Annotated in this window: 13 protein-coding genes and 2 tRNA genes; 8 read left to right on the forward strand and 7 right to left on the reverse strand. The window is 42.1% G+C overall.

Annotation, left to right across the window (positions count from 1 at the left end; translation table 11 throughout):
• Positions 1-106 precede the first annotated feature (106 nt).
• From ACVBJC_RS19990 to ACVBJC_RS20000, 3 genes are all read left to right on the forward strand, one after another.
• Positions 107-182: transfer RNA gene (locus ACVBJC_RS19990), tRNA-Val, on the forward strand.
• A 37-nt stretch (positions 183-219) separates the two neighbouring features.
• Positions 220-295, forward strand: a tRNA-Val gene (locus ACVBJC_RS19995).
• A 122-nt stretch (positions 296-417) separates the two neighbouring features.
• A complete protein-coding gene (locus ACVBJC_RS20000; protein ID WP_447162665.1) occupies positions 418-645 on the forward strand; it encodes a hypothetical protein in 228 nt (75 codons plus the stop codon).
• Between the two features lie 43 nt (positions 646-688).
• Here ACVBJC_RS20000 and ACVBJC_RS20005 read toward each other — a convergent pair whose 3' ends face one another.
• Positions 689-1,918: an MFS transporter gene (locus tag ACVBJC_RS20005; RefSeq protein ID WP_447162666.1), complete on the reverse strand. Its 1,230-nt coding sequence runs from the start codon at positions 1,916-1,918 to the stop codon at positions 689-691.
• Between the two features lie 197 nt (positions 1,919-2,115).
• Here ACVBJC_RS20005 and ACVBJC_RS20010 point away from each other — a divergent pair, with 197 nt between their 5' ends.
• Positions 2,116-2,997 (forward strand): LysR family transcriptional regulator, encoded by an 882-nt coding sequence (locus ACVBJC_RS20010; RefSeq protein WP_447162667.1) that lies wholly within the window; start codon positions 2,116-2,118, stop codon positions 2,995-2,997.
• On the opposite strand, the gene maiA is transcribed toward ACVBJC_RS20010, so the two are convergent.
• The 5 genes from maiA to phhA form a co-directional block, all read right to left on the reverse strand.
• Positions 2,994-3,644 (reverse strand): maleylacetoacetate isomerase, encoded by a 651-nt coding sequence (maiA, locus tag ACVBJC_RS20015; RefSeq protein ID WP_447162677.1) that lies wholly within the window; start codon positions 3,642-3,644, stop codon positions 2,994-2,996. The two genes, ACVBJC_RS20010 and maiA, sit on opposite strands and share 4 nt — an antisense overlap.
• 107 nt (positions 3,645-3,751) lie before the next feature.
• Positions 3,752-4,738 (reverse strand): fumarylacetoacetate hydrolase family protein, encoded by a 987-nt coding sequence (locus tag ACVBJC_RS20020; RefSeq protein WP_447162668.1) that lies wholly within the window; start codon positions 4,736-4,738, stop codon positions 3,752-3,754.
• A 262-nt stretch (positions 4,739-5,000) separates the two neighbouring features.
• Positions 5,001-6,548 carry a transcriptional regulator TyrR gene (tyrR, locus tag ACVBJC_RS20025; protein WP_447162669.1) on the reverse strand — a complete coding sequence of 516 codons (1,548 nt, stop codon included), beginning with the start codon at positions 6,546-6,548 and terminating at the stop codon, positions 5,001-5,003.
• Positions 6,549-6,846: 298 nt separating this feature from the next.
• The gene (locus tag ACVBJC_RS20030) at positions 6,847-7,185 is read right to left on the reverse strand and encodes a 4a-hydroxytetrahydrobiopterin dehydratase (protein ID WP_447162670.1); all 339 of its coding nucleotides are present in this window, start codon (positions 7,183-7,185) and stop codon (positions 6,847-6,849) included.
• Between the two features lie 101 nt (positions 7,186-7,286).
• Positions 7,287-8,078: a phenylalanine 4-monooxygenase gene (gene phhA, locus ACVBJC_RS20035; protein WP_447162671.1), complete on the reverse strand. Its 792-nt coding sequence runs from the start codon at positions 8,076-8,078 to the stop codon at positions 7,287-7,289.
• A gap of 499 nt (positions 8,079-8,577) precedes the next feature.
• Here phhA and galU point away from each other — a divergent pair, with 499 nt between their 5' ends.
• The 4 genes from galU (at position 8,578) to ACVBJC_RS20055 (ending at position 12,216) form a co-directional block, all read left to right on the forward strand.
• Positions 8,578-9,483 (forward strand): UTP--glucose-1-phosphate uridylyltransferase GalU, encoded by a 906-nt coding sequence (gene galU, locus ACVBJC_RS20040; protein WP_447162672.1) that lies wholly within the window; start codon positions 8,578-8,580, stop codon positions 9,481-9,483.
• A 122-nt stretch (positions 9,484-9,605) separates the two neighbouring features.
• Complete coding sequence (gene galE / locus ACVBJC_RS20045) at positions 9,606-10,625, forward strand: UDP-glucose 4-epimerase GalE (protein WP_447162673.1); 1,020 nt, start codon at positions 9,606-9,608, stop codon at positions 10,623-10,625.
• A 138-nt stretch (positions 10,626-10,763) separates the two neighbouring features.
• Positions 10,764-11,243, forward strand: coding sequence for a ferredoxin-type protein NapF (gene napF / locus ACVBJC_RS20050; protein ID WP_447162674.1), 480 nt, complete (start codon positions 10,764-10,766; stop codon positions 11,241-11,243).
• Positions 11,244-11,790: 547 nt separating this feature from the next.
• Complete coding sequence (locus tag ACVBJC_RS20055) at positions 11,791-12,216, forward strand: bactofilin family protein (protein ID WP_447162675.1); 426 nt, start codon at positions 11,791-11,793, stop codon at positions 12,214-12,216.
• A gap of 218 nt (positions 12,217-12,434) precedes the next feature.
• Here the strand turns inward: ACVBJC_RS20055 and ACVBJC_RS20060 are convergent, their stop codons facing one another.
• Positions 12,435-13,115, reverse strand: coding sequence for a DUF2982 domain-containing protein (locus ACVBJC_RS20060; protein ID WP_447162676.1), 681 nt, complete (start codon positions 13,113-13,115; stop codon positions 12,435-12,437).
• Between the last annotated feature and the right edge of the window lie 233 nt (positions 13,116-13,348).

Below are 13,348 nucleotides of genomic sequence, written 5' to 3' on the forward strand. Positions count from 1 at the left end.
TAGCTCAGCTGGGAGAGCACCTCCCTTACAAGGAGGGGGTCACTGGTTCGAGCCCAGTATCGACCACCATTCTTTTCGTAAAGAATTAAAACATTATGAAATCCCAGGTCGATTAGCTCAGCTGGGAGAGCACCTCCCTTACAAGGAGGGGGTCACTGGTTCGAGCCCAGTATCGACCACCATTCTTTTCGTAAAGAATTAAAACATTATGAAATCCCAGGTCGATTAGCTCAGCTGGGAGAGCACCTCCCTTACAAGGAGGGGGTCACTGGTTCGAGCCCAGTATCGACCACCATTCTTTCTGTAAAGAATCTCTTCGCAGTACCAAATCATATCTCAATAAATTGCTAACTATCTTTGTCACTAAAGAACGTTCTCTACTATCCTTTTAGGATAATGTATCGCAGGACAAATCTTATGGCAGACGTCAGTCAATCCGCTTCGCTCGCCAGCATTGCCGCTTATTTAAAGCTCACTTACCAATACGATCAAGACACTGCTTTAGTTGAAGCTAAATCCGTTATGCAAAATCTAGTCAAAATGCGCCAAAAAGGCTTTATCACAGGTTGGTATTTCGATGAAAATGGACAGCTCGAACTTCTTCCTAGTGATTATGTTATGCATCAGATAGCACCCAACAAATAGCTTCTTCTGCAGAGGGTTACTACTATTAGCAATTCTCACCACTTCACGCGCCCATCGCCAAAGAGTCTGATGCTGACGTAGGTTGGATAAGTTTTAGCACCACAATAGCTAATATACCAAGCCCAATGACAGACCCCACTACAACCCCTCTCCAGCCCCAATGCTGCCAAAATGGCAATAAATAAGGCCCACCTATAGCAGCGCCTAAATAGTAGCAACAAAGGTACAATGCCGTTGCTTTAGCCCTATGCAGCTTTGCTCTATAAGCCACCCAGGCATTACAACTACTGTGAATAAGGAAAAAACCAAATGCTGAGATCAAAAAACCAATATATATAGCCGTTAAACTATCGAGTAAGGTCAGCAAAGTACCGAGAAACAACGCCAACACAGAGATAATTAATACCCGCTTAAGTCCAAGCTGCCCAATCCAGTTCGCTGAGCGATATGATGCATAAGTGCCACTGAGATAACAAAGAAAAATCAACGTAACTTCAAAACGCCCTAAGCTAAAAGGACTGTCCATCAGATGGAGTTGGATATAACTAAACTGATTAACCATAACCATAAAAGCAAGTCCACCAATAAGGTAAACCAAGCGTAATTTCCTATCCGCTAAGTGATGACAAAACCCTTTAAAATCAGAGCTTTTTATTGGCCACCTCCCTAACTCTAACTCAGGCTTAACAAAATGACTTCCAGGTAACAGATAGGTCACAGCAAGTGTCCCTATTAGAGAAACTGCGGTTAATAAAGCCATCGCTTGCTGCCAATCGAGGTATTGAGCCATACCTCCTCCGAGCAAACGCCCCACGATACCGCCGACACTATTAGCGGCTATATAGATGGCACCGGCCTTTAGCAAAGCATTACTGCCTAACTCATCTTTAAAATAGGCCATTGCCATGGCGGGTACTGAGGCTAATAAGGCGCCCTGAAACATTCTTAACAAAACGAGTTGGTTAAAGCTATCAATAAAATAGGCGCTAAGGTCTAACAAAACCAATAGGTAAAGACTCACTAAAATGGGCTTTTTGCGGCCAATGCGATCAGACAGTACCGCAAAAAGCAAAAGAGAGAATGCCATAGTAAAACTGGTGACTGATAACAATAACGTAGCATGGCCTTTTGATACCGAAAATGAGTCCGCAATAAGCGGTAGCATTCCTTGTACCAAATATAAGTTGATAAAAATCACCATTGAAGCAACTGATAAGCCTGCAATTAAGCGGATCTCATCAGCCACGTGTCCATCTTCTACCCTTGTGCTCATTGACGACTAACTCAAAGCAATTAATTAGGCTGTAGCATATCAGCGGCCACCCCATAAGAATAACAACTTAAAAGTGCGATAGTTATTGATTTATGTTATATCAAATTCTACCTTATCAAGTAGATGATAAATTGAAGTAAGCTTTATATGGAGCTTACTTTTACAATGCAAAACTGAATGAAAACCGAATAAAAACTATGGATATTAGACAATTAAAATACCTAGATGCATTAATTAATGCCGGCAGTTTTACTAAAGCTGCCGAACAACTCAATATGGCGCAACCAGCCTTAAGCCAAAGTATCAAACGACTTGAACAAGAGCTGGGAGTGACGCTAATTGATAGAGGGATAAATAAGAGTAGTAGATCGCTGTCGTTAACAGCAGAAGGTGACGCCTTGCATCAACATGCTAAGTTAATCATCAAGAACATGGCGCAAGCAGAGGCACATATAAAGTCCATGGCCAACCTCACTAAAGGTGAAGTCAGATTAGCAGTACCCGGTATGCTAGGTTCATTTTATTTGCCAAGGCGTTTAATGGCATTTCGCCATCAATACTCAGAGCTAAAGCTATCACTATTTGAAGGTGGCACTCGTGATACTCTGAGAATGCTACAAAAGGAAGATGTCGATATTGCCATTATTACAGCCAATGACCTTACCGACGAATTTGACAGCCACTTATTATTGCGAGAACAGATGGTCGTCGCTGTAGGTCAGCAACACCCATTAGCAAATGCTAAATCCATCCCTTTAAAAGCGTTTTTTAAACATGAGCTAGTACTCTTTAAGCAGGGTTACTTTCATCGAGAATGGATGCTAAAACAAGCAGAACGACTAGGTGTTACAGCAAATATTGCCTTTGAAACTAATCTCATTAACTTGATTAAACAAGTTGTTGCACAAGAATATGGTATTACCAGCGTATTAGAGATGGTCATAGAAAAACACGATAAAATTTGCGCAAAACCCTTTGATCCACCCGTTTTCCTTGATCTGCATATTGCCTGGAAAAAACAACGCCCTATCAGCCAAGCTGACAGAGCATTTGTTGAGTTTCTTTTGAAACATCGCTAGAGCGCGTCAACTTGATTCTCTGGTGTTGCATCAATAAAAGCCTGTAGCGTTAAACAGTGAGCATTAACACGCTCAATATTGGGATACAGACTCATATCGACCTTAAAACGCTTTGCATTGTACACCTGAGGCACCAAGCATATGTCTGCTAAGGTTGGGCTATCTCCAAAGCAACAAAGCCCACTGTGTTTTTGGAGCTGTTTCTCTATTGCACCAAAGCCCTGTGCTATCCAGTGCTGATACCATGCAGCTTTTTGCTCATCGCTCATACCTAGCTCACCTGTAAGATATTGCAACACTTTGAGGTTATTAAGCGGATGAATTTCGCAAGCAACACTCAATGCCATCGCACGCACGATTGCCTTATCAAATGGCTTTGTTGGCAAGAGCGCTTTCTGAGGGTACACCTCGTCCAAATACTCAATAATCGCCAATGACTGAGTTAAGACTTGCTCCCCCTCCTCGCCTTTGATCACTAAGCTTGGCACTAGCTCCTGCGCATTAATAGATGCATAGAACTGTTGATGTTGCTCTCCGCCATCTTTAACTAAATGCACTGAATGTTGCTCGGCTTTAAGTAACTTTAGGTTCAAAGCGATACGTACACGATATGCTGCGCTAGAGCGCCAATAACCATAAAGCGTCATCATTGTATTACCCATGTAAAAATCCTTTTGAAAATGAGACCTGGTATTTAGCAAAAAGGCTAACTCCAGAGAATTAGCCTTTAATCAATATACCCACCTTAAACACACTAGGCTTTATATTCGACCACTTGCTGATCAATCGATCCAAAGATACTGTTATTGTCGTCATCAAGCATCTCGATACGTACGCGGTCACCAAAACCCATAAATGGGGTTGACGGCTTACCCTCTGCAATAGTTTCAAGCATTCGTGTTTCAGCTAAGCAGCTTGAACCGGCGCTGCGATCGTAGTTAGAAATGGTACCTGAACCAATAATAGCCCCCGCTCCCAATGGACGCGTTTTAGCAACATGGGACACCAACTGGCTAAAGTTGAATGTCATATCAACCCCAGCATTAGGGCGCCCAAATAACTCATTGTTAAGGTGAGTGATTAACGGAAGATGAACTTTAGCGTCTTGCCACTTATCATTTAGCTCGTCAGGCGTTACAGCTACAGGAGAGAAGCTGCTCGAAGGCTTAGCTTGGAAAAATCCGAAACCTTTGGCAAGTTCACCAGGGATAAGGTTTCGTAACGATACATCGTTGACCAACATGAGTAACTTAATATGTTGAGTGGCATTTTCTATACTGACGCCCATAGGCACGTCGTCTGTGATCACTGCGATTTCGGACTCAAAATCGATGCCCCACTCTTCGCTCCCTAACGCAATATCAGCCTTTGGCGCAATAAAGCAATCTGAGCCCCCTTGATAGACGAGAGGGTCGGTCCAGAATGTTTCAGGCATTTCAGCACCGCGGGCTTTACGGACTAATTCAACATGATTTACGTATGCACTACCATCGACCCATTGGTAGGCTCTTGGTAACGGCGATAAACATTTCGCTTCATCGAAATCTACTGCGTTATCCATCAAGCCATTGTTTAACGCGTCATAAAGCTCTACCAACTGTGGATAAAGCAGGCCCCAAGCATCCATTAATTGCTGCATAGTATGGGCAATAGCAGGCACAGCAACCGCTTTAGTCAGATCTTTGCTGACTAACATCAATTGACCGTCACGGCGACCATTGTTATAACTTGCTAACTTCATGCTTAACTCCTAATTGTTTATGCCTAACTCTCATCTTATTAGTTTTCGATGACAATGACAGTGCTCTATTTGGGCTGATTCGACCTTTAGCCATAGAAATACATTAAGTAAGGGAAGAGTGGAATAGCGTGAGACAAATCACATTTACTGAGTAGAGCGGCAATATTGTAAACTTATGCTTACAACCTCTAAAAAATAGGCTGTAAGCATAATATTGAGTCTAAAGTGGCTTACCTAAGCAGCTACTCGCGGCAAGCTATTGTTACACTGTTTTTTGTTTACCGATCTTATATTCGCGAAGTTTATTAGCAATGGCCGTGTGTGAAACGCCCAGTTTTTTAGCCAACTGACGCGTACTTGGATAAGCTGGATAAAGCCTACGCAATAAGCTTGCTTCAAACTGCTTCATTGCTTGCTCTAAACAGCCCTCGAATTCATGGTCGAAATAACCAAATCCCTCTGCATAAGAAGGGAGTTTTAGCTGCTCGACGGAAAGCTCTGCGTTACCATCCCACATTGAGACTGCCCTAAATATAGCGTTTTTAAGCTGGCGTATGTTCCCCGGCCATGCATAACCTAACAGATGTTCACGGCATTCACCCGATATACGACGGATAGGAATAGATAACTGTTGACTGTAATGCTCTAAAAACATTTCAGTTAATGGAATGATGTCGACCTTACGCTCGCGTAAGGAAGGAACATGAAAGCTCAACACGTGAATACGGTAGTAGAGATCTTCTCTAAATTCACCGTTTTGACATAACTCGGCCAAATTCTTTTGCGTCGAACAAATTATTCTTACGTCACTGCGGATCTCTTCATCACCACCGACGCGTCTAAAGGTACCATCTTGTAGGAATCGCAATAATTTTACTTGAGCAGACTTCGACATTTCGGCAATTTCATCAAGAAAAATCGTACCGCCTTTCGCTTCCTCGATAAAGCCACGCTTTATTACATTACCATTACTAACGAAGCCAAATAACTCTTCTTCAGCAGCACTGTCTGGCATAGCGGCGCAATTAATGGCGATAAAAGGTTGTTCACGACGCATACTCGCATCATGGCAAGCACGAGACATTAACTCTTTGCCGGTCCCCGTTTCACCCGTAATCAATAAGGGCGCATCAAGTTGCGCCATACGGCGAGCCTGTACCAGTACTTCTTTCATTTTATCACTGGTGGCAAGTACGTTTTCAAAACCACTAGATTGATTTTGCAGTGCATTAAACTGTTTACCCAGTCGTGCAGGAGATTTTAGTGAGACCACTGCACCCGCAAGGATCGGCGTATCGCTACCGCTATCTGGCAGATAAATGGGTAGCATTTCGGCCAAATACTCATTTTCGCCAATATTAACGCGAGTGGCCTGAGCTAATACTGTCGACTCACTCAACCAGCGGCTAAAATTAAATCCATGCACCCAATGATTTATTGACTCATCAATAACCTCATGTTCGGCCATGCCGACTGTATGTAAAGCGGACTCGTTAACAATACGGATCCGTCCTTTTACATCGAGTGAAAAAACGGAATCGGGTAATGTCTTTAGGAGGGTCTTTAACGCATAGTGTTCTTGTTCTGACGGCATAAAAGATACCGTTCTAACATCATGTACGCCTTCGACTTTTCGAATAAGCGGAAGCAACTCACTCAAGGTATCAAAGCTTACCTCAGCGAATTGCAAATAAAGAAACCCTTGATTGCTTGCGTCTATGGCAAACAAATTGATCCCGTAGTCTTCCATAATCAATAAGATATCTTTGGCCAGACCTACACGATCTAAACAGCTAACTTCCAAGCGCATACTATTGCAATTCCCTTTTTTATATACTCGTTATTGGGATAAAACAATCGACAAATAAAGTTTGCCTAGTTAGAACTAAACTTAAAAGCAAAACTCAACATCGGTAATCGCTCTATACGTTAGAAGTTTATTTGGCTTGTGGCAAGGCTTGTTTACAGCGGATTTGTAACATAAAGAAAATAAAAGCGTGTCAGTCAAGCCAACACGCTGGCGCAAAGCAGTGAGTTCGTCTATTAACGAGTCAGTAAAACATAAGACAATGCTGTCAATAATATCTGTAAAAGCATAAACCTATCGCTTACTGGTAAAGAACGTCTGTTTTTGCAGCCATAATAAAGTCATTTTTATGAAGGCCTTTTATTGAATGAGACCACCAAGTGACTGTCACTTTACCCCACTCAGTTAATATTCCAGGGTGATGAAAATCAGCTTCAGCGAGATCAGCCAGTTTATTAGTAAATTCCATCGCTAATTTAAAATTTTTAAATTTATAGACGCGTTCTAACTGCATAACGCTGTCACGCACTTCAACGCCCCAATCAGGGATCATCTTAATTAATTGCGCTAACTCTTCATCGGAGACCTTAGGTGCATCAGCTTGGCAAGCTTCACATTTCATTTGAGCTAATTCAGTCATCTTTTTTTCCTTCAATGATTCTTCTAAATTCAATTATTTTTTTAAATTCAATAGTTGTTGCTAACATGAGTGTCGTACACAGTTAACGACACGCTGTAAATTCAGCTCACTTTTACTGGGTATGTCGGTTTAAATAAGCCCAACTGTTGTGCTTTTTTTACCGCTGCCATAATGTCCATTTCAGTTATGGCATCCAGATCAGAGATACTTTCAATCGCATAATAAATAGGCTGCATAATATCAATCCTGTAGGGCGTACGCAGCACATCCACTAAATCAAATACTCTGATCTCCGGCTCACAGCCCATTACAAACATGGTTTCGCCTGGCGAGCTTATAATGCCACCGCCATAAATACTCAGCTCATTATTTTTCGATCGCAACACACCAAACTCAACAGTAAACCAATACAGTCGCGCTAAAAACACACGTTCCTCTTTGCTTGCTGCCAAACCTAGTTGACCGTACAGATGCGAAAAATGAGCAAATGATGGATTGGTTAACAATGGACAATGGCCAAATACCTCATGAAAGACATCAGGCTCTTGCAAATAGTCAAACTCCTCTCGGCTTCTGATAAAAGTCGCCACCGGGAATGACTTGTTGGCAAGCAGTTCAAAAAACTGACCAAAAGAAATTAATGCAGGAACCGCAGCAGTTTTCCAACCTGTAGCTTGTTGCAATACACTATCAATCTCAGGTAGTTGTGGGATCCTATCTGTCGGCAAGCCTAACTTTTCTAGACCATCTAGATATTCTTGGCAAGCCCGGCCAGGAAGGTTAACTCGCTGCCTTGCGTACAGCTCAGCCCAAATATCATGATCGGTTTGCGGGTAATCAATAAAGCCATTAGCGTCAGGCATGTGTGCTACGTAATTTGATTGTTTGCTCATATTCCTAACTCGTCATCCTAAGTCATCGCCCCAATTATTCAGTCTCAGTCTTCCGCCTAAGCATTTTGTCTAACTCATCAATCAGTCAGAAAATAAGTCGGTGAATAAGTCGTTACTTCATACTTAACTAAAGTTGATGTTTTGTTAACCTGATCACAGTTTATTTATCGGCGAAAAGAGGTCGCTTTGTGTAATGAACTTGTTACAGCAAAAACAAACCAATCCCCTCTTACTGAATCATTCGCACACTTAGCCGTACAGTCAGCGTTACAGCCACAAATCATTCTTAAAAATTAAAGCTAGAAACACTGCCAACACCTGCAAGCTTTGTCTCTATTCACATGTTTAAATGCCCGAAATAGTGAAAAATATCCAGCAAGACAACAGAGTAACTAAATTTTACGCCCTGCTTTCAATAATTCTTACCCAAGGGTTACTCATTTCAGTATAGAATGTAAGTTTGTGTGCCGATTCCCAATTAGGAACAGATAGGATTAGAATGAAACAACATAAAATTCGTAAAGCAGTCATCCCTGTAGCAGGCCTTGGAACACGTATGCTTCCAGCCACCAAAGCTATCCCGAAAGAGATGCTGCCAGTTATGGACAAGCCACTGATCCAATATGTTGTCAGCGAGGCCATAGCCGCTGGAATTAAAGAAATCGTCCTAGTTACCCACGCCAGTAAAAACTCGGTTGAAAATCACTTCGATACTAGCTTTGAGTTAGAAACCCAACTCGAACGTCGCGTAAAACGTCAATTACTTGCCGAAGTGCAAGCAATCTGCCCTGCTGACGTTACGATTATCAGTGTGCGTCAGTCCCAAGCTAAAGGCTTAGGTCATGCAATTTTATGCGCTAAAAGTATCATCGGTGACTCTCCATTTGCCGTACTTTTACCCGACGTTATCATTGATGAAGTGAGTAGCAACTTAAGCCAAGATAACCTAGCTGATATGGTTGCCATATATGATGAGACTGAAGTCGGTCAGATCATGGTTGAAGGCGTGCCTCACGAACTGGTTAACCAATATGGTATTGCCGATATCAATGGTGCCGAGCTACAACCTGGACAGTCACTTCCGTTAACTCAGCTAGTAGAAAAGCCAAATGTTGATGATGCACCGTCTAATCTAGCGGTTGTAGGCCGTTATGTTTTACCTCCTGAAATATGGTCTTACCTAGCTAAGACGCCAGCAGGTGCAGGCGATGAGATCCAACTTACCGATGCGATTGCCATGCTCATGGAAAATCAAACCGTTAATGCCTATTACATGCAAGGTAAAAGTCACGACTGTGGTAATAAATTAGGTTATATGCAGGCTAATGTAGAGCATGCTTTGCGCCATAAGGAAATAGGCCCTGAGTTTGCAGAATATTTAAAAGCGATTGTTAAAACGCTTTAATTAAATCACTTTAGTAAAGCGTTAAAACACTTTAGCAAAACGCTTTAATTAAGATCTTAATAACGCTGTCAGCGTTGTTTTTCTTTCTTAAAGCGAACTGCCTAAATTAAAGGATTATAAAAATGACGATTCTAGTTACCGGCGGCGCTGGTTATATCGGCACACATACGGTTGTTGAGCTACTCAACAATGGGAATGATGTCGTTATCTTAGATAATCTTAGTAACTCAAGTGTTACAGCACTAAAAAGAGTCGAGCAAATCACAGGAAAATCGGTCACATTTTATCAAGGTGATGTGCTGAATAGAGCCTTCCTGCAAAAACTGTTTACTGACCATACGATTAAATCAGTTATTCATTTCGCAGGTTTAAAAGCCGTGGGGGAATCAGTAGCTCAACCACTGCGCTACTACGAAAATAATGTCACCGGCACCATAGTATTATGTGAAGTAATGGCTGAGTTTAATGTTAAAAACTTAGTGTTTAGCTCTTCAGCCACCGTTTATGGCGATCCTGCTAGCCTGCCGATAACCGAAGACTTTGCTACAGGGGCAACGAATCCCTATGGCCAGTCCAAATTAATGGTGGAACATATACTTGCAGATCTTTACCACTCAGATAACAGTTGGAATATCGCTCGATTACGATACTTTAACCCTGTTGGCGCACATGAGAGTGGGTTAATTGGTGAAGATCCTAATGACATTCCCAACAATCTGATGCCGTTTATTAGCCAGGTTGCTGTTGGAAAACGTGAACAACTAAGTGTATTTGGCAGTGATTATGATACCGTTGATGGTACGGGTGTAAGAGATTATATTCACGTCGTAGATTTAGCCATTGGTCACTTAAGAGCCTTAGATAAACTGCATACTCAGTCAGGACTTGTTACCTATAACTTAGGAACAGGACAAGGTTACAGCGTACTTGAAATGGTTAAAGCCTTCGAAAAAGCAAGTGGCACACACATTAAGTACCAACTTGTGGCGCGCAGACCTGGAGATATTGCAGCATGTTATGCAAATCCAGAAAAAGCGCAAAAAGAACTTAACTGGCACGCGACCCATAGTATCGATGATATGGCACAAAGCAGCTGGCATTGGCAGTCAAGTAACCCCAATGGTTATCAGAACGAAGGCTAAGGCCCTAGATCTTAGGTCTTAGGTCTTAGGACCTAGGTCCTAGTATCTAGGTTCTAGTATCTAGTATCTAGAAGCGCAGCGCTCTCGCAGTGAGCTTGCAAATGCCCTCCCTAAGTACCTTCTAAAATGAGTAATAAGATGAGCACCATTAATCAAAGCAGAAGAAGACTTTTCAATCGTAAAAAGATGAATGCGATTCGCCCTCCTTGGATCAAGCAGTCAATCGAATTTACCGATGAATGTACCCGCTGCGATAAGTGTATCTCCGCGTGTGAAACTCAAATTATTATCAAAGGTGATGGCGGTTTTCCTGAAATCGACTTTAAAATCGATGAGTGTACGTTTTGTAAAAAATGTGCTGATGCTTGCTTAGAGCCTATTTTTGAAGCTACAGACACAACACCTTGGCAAATGACGGCCGTAATTCAAGATAGCTGTATGGCCTATCAAGGGATCTGGTGCCAAAGCTGTAAAGACGCCTGCGACCCACGTGCGATTAGCTTTACCTTAGCAATAGGGAAAGCACCTGTGCCAAAGATAGATCTAGATGCGTGTAACGGATGCGGTGCTTGTGTGGCCCCCTGCCCATCAACAGCAATCATAGTTAAAAAGTTATAACGCGAACACATATGCTTATGAATAAAGCTAATCCTAAACAAACTCATAAAGCTAAATAAAACGACTAATTCAAATAACCAAGTCAAATAACTAAGTCAAATAACTAAGTCAAACAACTAACTCAATAAGCCTCCGTGACTACGAAGCGCTACGTTTACCAAGAACGCGCAAAATACCAATCACTATACAAACAGCGCACAAGGCACCGGCTTTAATGACCGATTGCTTAATCTGCATTAACTGAGGGGTTACTCGCTCCACTATAGCCCTCTTCCCCGCTTGCCTTCAGCGCTTTGAATTCCCATTGAATGAACAGATACATAATCCAATTGGTATTACCAATCAGTATCAGAGAGTGAGCGACGCTCAGTATTTGGGTGAACTACTTCAAAGCGAATGGTCAATGAAATAGTTGCCTCTCTGTGAAGCCATTTATTGCTGAAGTAGGAAGCCAAAAATATGACATATAAGCGCCAAATTTAAGTGGTTTTTTTCACTTAAATTTCAAGGTAACATCTACGCAACTAAAACGGACAGTGGCGTCATTATGTTTAGAAAAAAAAGAAGCGGCGGGTTAACATTTATTGCTCAAGGTACCACTTTTACGGGTGAAACAGAGTTTGCGGCGGAAGCCCTCATTGCAGGCGAGCTCTTTGGTAAGGTCAACTCCAGCAACAATATTACTATCGAAAGCGGAGGGTTAATCGATGGTAAGCTTCACTGCACCGAACTAAGAGTCTCAGGTACTTTCCGAGGTAAACTCACATGCGACAAACTCAATATCAGCAGCACTGGACTCGTTGATGGTGAAGTGAACTGTCAATCTATGGAGATTTTTGAAGGCGGTCAGTTTATCGGCATGCGCGTAAAAGACGATATCGCCTTTTTGCCATCGAATATAGAGACTAAACAAAGCATCAGTAAATCTTCAAAGCAAGAACACATTGAAGATGCTGAGCTAAGCGTTAACTAATGTATTCGTGAACTATGCTGCTGTTAACAAGGGGGGAGTTAACTAGGCTTAGTTAACGAGGATATAGCGTTAACTAGGCTTAGTTAACGCTATCATAGGCATTAGCCGTTTCATTTATGACTTGTAAAGATTTGAGCTTTGTACGGCTTCTCTTTTGTACCACTTAGCTTTTACCACATCAGCCCTTTGTCACACTCAAAAAAGCTTGATGTCATAGCTTAGAGCAGATCCTGCTCTAAGCTTTTCTGTTTATACTCTCTAAGCAATAACAAAAACTCATTTGCAGGCCTATCTACCGTATCTGTTGAGATAAACAGGTGATAACCTAGATGTGCATCTAAAAGACGACAACGATGACCAAACATCGCCAACACGCCCTTAAAACGATCATTATCTTCAACAAAAGGCGTAAACTCTTCTACCATTTGATTTTCTAATGTAGATAAGTCTTCATCTTGAGCAGATGCCGTCATCAGTAGAGGCCTTTGCTCGGTTAACAAACCCGCCGCTAACCTCAAGGAGATACATTCTAAAATGGGGCCCACCCGTTTTAGTTTAATTCCGATATAGGGTAGCGTCAGCGTATCAAGTCCCTGTAAGACACGAGGTTGATCTAAGCGCTGAATATTATCCCAAGTAATCACAACTTGACCGCGCCGATGAAAGTATTTTATTCCTTGCGCAGTAAGCTCTACCGTCACCTCGGGCTCAACCAATTTAGATATTCCTAAAACTGCGGCTATAGCGCCAAATGCAAAAAACACCATACCCGGTGCAAACAGATGGTTACCAGATAAGAAAAGGCCTAAGCTGATCATAACGCTTAATAAACCGAAAAACGTGAGTGTTAGGCCATTTCGCTTATTGATGGGTCTAATCAGTAAAGCTTCATTTATCAACTTCTACATACTCTTATCATTAGGATACTTAACTCGATCCTAGCAGGTTATAAAATCAGGCGCGAGGCCGTTTATAAACAAGGTTCTAGGTTCTAAGTTCTAGGACCTTCTCAAAGACTTGACGGCATAAATGCCGACCTACTATGGTTAAGGTCCTTTTCCATAAATGAGCCAGCGAACGTTCCGTAAATCGTAAGGCCGCAGGCCATTCTACTTTTCCGTCTTTGCTTTCC

The sequence above is a fragment of the Shewanella sp. 0m-6 genome, from assembly GCF_052977325.1.

What these genes read in the sequence shown, in the direction of transcription:
- ACVBJC_RS20055 (WP_447162675.1), top strand. Translation starts at nt 11,791, where the DNA reads ATGTTTAGAAAAAAAAGAAGCGGCGGGTTAACATTTATTGCTCAAGGT.
- tyrR (WP_447162669.1), bottom strand. Translation starts at nt 6,548, where the DNA reads ATGCGCTTGGAAGTTAGCTGTTTAGATCGTGTAGGTCTGGCCAAAGAT.
- galE (WP_447162673.1), top strand. Translation starts at nt 9,606, where the DNA reads ATGACGATTCTAGTTACCGGCGGCGCTGGTTATATCGGCACACATACG.
- napF (WP_447162674.1), top strand. Translation starts at nt 10,764, where the DNA reads ATGAGCACCATTAATCAAAGCAGAAGAAGACTTTTCAATCGTAAAAAG.
- phhA (WP_447162671.1), bottom strand. Translation starts at nt 8,078, where the DNA reads ATGAGCAAACAATCAAATTACGTAGCACACATGCCTGACGCTAATGGC.
- ACVBJC_RS20020 (WP_447162668.1), bottom strand. Translation starts at nt 4,738, where the DNA reads ATGAAGTTAGCAAGTTATAACAATGGTCGCCGTGACGGTCAATTGATG.
- galU (WP_447162672.1), top strand. Translation starts at nt 8,578, where the DNA reads ATGAAACAACATAAAATTCGTAAAGCAGTCATCCCTGTAGCAGGCCTT.
- ACVBJC_RS20000 (WP_447162665.1), top strand. Translation starts at nt 418, where the DNA reads ATGGCAGACGTCAGTCAATCCGCTTCGCTCGCCAGCATTGCCGCTTAT.
- ACVBJC_RS20010 (WP_447162667.1), top strand. Translation starts at nt 2,116, where the DNA reads ATGGATATTAGACAATTAAAATACCTAGATGCATTAATTAATGCCGGC.
- ACVBJC_RS20005 (WP_447162666.1), bottom strand. Translation starts at nt 1,918, where the DNA reads ATGAGCACAAGGGTAGAAGATGGACACGTGGCTGATGAGATCCGCTTA.
- maiA (WP_447162677.1), bottom strand. Translation starts at nt 3,644, where the DNA reads ATGACGCTTTATGGTTATTGGCGCTCTAGCGCAGCATATCGTGTACGT.
- ACVBJC_RS20030 (WP_447162670.1), bottom strand. Translation starts at nt 7,185, where the DNA reads ATGACTGAATTAGCTCAAATGAAATGTGAAGCTTGCCAAGCTGATGCA.